The organism is Streptomyces hainanensis, assembly GCF_004348415.1.
GTDB classification, from domain to species: Bacteria; Actinomycetota; Actinomycetes; order Streptomycetales; family Streptomycetaceae; genus Streptomyces; species Streptomyces hainanensis.
The window spans coordinates 1-3,249 of sequence record NZ_SMKI01000654.1 but is presented as its reverse complement, the minus strand read 5'-3'; the positions used below and the strand labels follow the sequence as shown (position 1 = coordinate 3,249).

Annotated in this window: 2 protein-coding genes; both read right to left on the bottom strand. The window is 72.2% G+C overall.

Features of this window, described 5'->3' with window-relative positions:
- The coding region (locus E1283_RS34215) for a glycoside hydrolase family 127 protein (protein ID WP_132822062.1) at window positions 1–2,121 on the bottom strand (2,121 nt) is incomplete at its 3' end.
- A 43-nt stretch (window positions 2,122–2,164) separates the two neighbouring features.
- Window positions 2,165–3,249, bottom strand: a 1,085-nt coding sequence (locus tag E1283_RS34210; RefSeq protein WP_132822061.1) for a M6 family metalloprotease domain-containing protein, incomplete at its 5' end; no start/stop codon positions are given.

Below are 3,249 nucleotides of genomic sequence, written 5' to 3'. Positions count from 1 at the left end.
GGAGAGCTGGCCGGGAAGCTGCTTCTCGAAGCCGTCGAGGCCGACCAGCTCCAGGACCTCCCGCGCGCGCTCCCGGCGCTCGGGCTTGGGCGTCCCGGCGAGTTCGGCGGGGAGCTCCACGTTGGCCTGGGACCAGAGGCGGTCCAGGTAGCTGGTGCCGGTGGCGTCGGCGCGATTCGGGACGCCGGAGTCGGCGCCGCGGAAGGCGATGGTGGTCTCCGCGCGGCGGAAGTAGGCGTGGTAGGGGGTGGTGTCGCCGATGTGGAAGGGGGCGAGGGTGCGTCCTTCGAGGGTGAAGTGGCCCGGTTGGTCGGCTGGTTGGACGACGGCGGAGAGGTCGCCGGTCAGGGTGAGGCGGGGGTAGAGGGCGTGTTGCAGGAGTTCGGTGGCGCCGTCGTGGGCGGCCAGCAGGACCGGGCCGTTGAAGAGTGACTGCACGGTCGGGTCGTCGGGGGCGGCCTCGGTGCGGAGGGTGTACGGCATCTGGACGCGGATCACGTCGCCGCGGCGCCAGTCGCGGCGCAGGCTCGCGTAGCCACCGGGGCGGGCGTCGACGCGTTGGCGGACGCCGTTGACGGTGACGGTGTAGCCGCCGGTGGCCCAGTACGGCACGCGGAGCCGCAGCTCCAGTGGGCCGTCGCCCTCGGTGATGGTCAGGACGGCGTCGCCCTCGTGGGGGAAGGGGCTCTCCTGGGTGAGGGTGAACCCCCGGTCGGCCCAGGTGAGGGCGGACGCGAGGTAGAGGTTGACGTACAGGGTGCCGCCGTCGGCGGAGCGGAGGTAGATCGTCTCCTGGTACTTGGTGTGGTTCTCCATGCCGGTGCCGCCGCAGCAGGTGCCGGTGTTGCCGAAGCCGCGGGTGACGCCGGGGCCCATGCCGATGAAGTAGGTCACCTGCGGGTCGCGGGTGGACGGCCGGTCGAGGCGGGAGGCGAGGATCTGGTTGGTCAACGCCCGCTCGTAGTAGTCCATGAGGGCCGGGTCGGGCTCGTGGAGGAACAGGTACCGGCTGAGCTTCAGCATGTTGTACGCGGCGCACGTCTCGGCGTTGTTGTCGTCGAGGGTGGCGGCGATGGCGTCGCGGGCGCGGAACATCTCGCCCTGGCCGGTGCCGCCGAGCGCGTAGGTGCGGTGGTCGACGACCATGCCCCAGAAGTTCCGCGCCGCCGTCAGGTAGTCGGCGTCGCCGGTCTCGTCGTGGAGCCGGACGTAGCCGGAGAACTGGGGGATGTGCTGGTTGGCGTGCCGGCCGTCGAGGACGTCGCGGTCCTCGGCGCAGGCGGTGAGCAGCGCGGTGTTGTCGAAGAGCCGGGCGGTGGCGAGGTGTTCCGGCTTGCCGGTCAGGGTGTGGAGGTCGGCGAGTACCTCGTTCATCCCGCCGTACTCGCCGGCGATGTAGATGCCCCACATGCGTTCGAGCTGTGCGCGCGGCAGTCGGCTCAGCCGGCTGTGGGCCCAGTCGCCCATGGCGGAGACGATGCGCAGCGCCTCCTCGTTGCCGCCGAGCAGGTGGGCGTCGAGCAGCCCGCGCATGATCTTGTGGCAGGTGTAGTAGGGCGCCCAGATGGTGGGGTAGGTGGTGTAGCTCTCCAGCAGGACGAACTGGGTCTCGGGGTAGGCGGCCAGGTAGCCGGGGTGGCTGGCCGGGGTGTCGGAGTCGGCGATGGCGGCCTGGCACTCGCCGAGGGCGGTGACGAGGTAGTCGAGCTTCTCGCGGAGCGCCGGTTCGCGGGTGTCGGCGTAGGCCTGGGCGACGAGGGTGAGGAAGTGTCCCGCGTAGTGGCCGCGGAGGTTGCCGTCGGCGGTCTCCCAGCCGCCCGGCGGGTTGGCGCCGCGGGTGTCGAGGCCGGCGTTGGCGCGGAAGATGGCGAGGATCCGGTCGGCCGGGTAGGCGCGCGCGTACTCGAGCATCAGGTCGCGCTTCTCCCGGAACACGCCGTCGCCCAGGGTGACCTGGTCGAGGCGGAACGGGTGGACGCGCCAGGTGTCGGGGATGGGGAGGGCGTTCGCGGCGCGGGTTCCGGGGGCTGCCGCGGCGGTGGGCAGGGAGAGGTGCGGCAGCGCGGCGGCGCCGGCGGCCGCGGCGCCCAGGACGGTGCGGCGGGACGGCGGTCTGGTCATGAAGGTCCGCCTTTCGGGGTGAGGGTGTCTCGGGAGGACGGGCTCACGCGGGGTCGACGGTGACGCGGAGGTCGTCGGCGCGGCCCGTTTCGAAGGTGAGGACGGTGCCGGTGGCGGGGTCGGTCCAGGATGTGCCGGGCTGGAACGGGGCGTCGTCGAGTCCTTCGGGGGAGCCGGGCGTGGCGTCCACGACCCGGATCGGGCCCTGGCCGGTGCGCACAGCGGTGTCGATGGTGTAGACGAGGGCGCCGGGGGTCAGCAACTCCCGGTCGTAGCCGATGCGTTGCCGGTTCTCGACGACGACGGCGCGGGTCTCGGAGACGGGCAGCACCAGCATCACGTCGTCGGACGGCCGGGCGGTGGCGGCCTCCTCGACGGGGACGAGGGTGGCGGTGGTCGGGGTGCGCGGCGCGCAGACCACGTGGCGGTCGGCCAGCCAGCCGAGTTGCCAGCGCTGCCAGGCGAAGTACTCGGGCGCCTGACCGGAGATGAGACCCATCAGGTCCCAGTCGCCCACGGCCGCGTGCCAGTTGCCCGGGTCGTCCGGCGGTGCCTCGAAGAGGTAGAGGTCGGGCAGGCCCAGGGTGTGGCCGGTCTCGTGGGCGAGCACCAGGCCGCCCCACCGCCACTGGTCGTAGCCGAAGGTGACGGCGTGGGTGAGGTGGTTCCCGTCGGCCGTGACGTCGAGGTGGTTGGTGGTGGGGGAGTAGGTGATGTTCTCGGCCTCCTCGGTGGCGACCACCCAGACCACGTCGGTGTCGGAGAAGTCGAACTCCGGGTCGGCGGCGGCGATCGCGTCGCCGATGTAGCGGACGTGGTCCTCGTAGCTGAGGCCGCGGTCGAAGGGGTACGCGGTGGAGGGTTCCGGCATGCGGACCCAGCGGTCGGAGCCGGTGACGTCGATGTCGAGGGCGCCGCCGGAGACGTTCTCCAGGTACTCGATGCCGGAGCGCAGGTTCGACTCGGCCTTGAGCAGCGAGCCGCGCGGGGCGGGGTGGTCCTCGAAGTCGACGTAGATCATGGCCGCGTTGAGGGTGCCGACGGCCGGGAGGGCCTGGTCGTCGACGGGGAAGCCGGAGCCGAGCCCTCCGGTGGCGGAGGGGAGTTGGCAGCGGGTCGGGTCGGTGG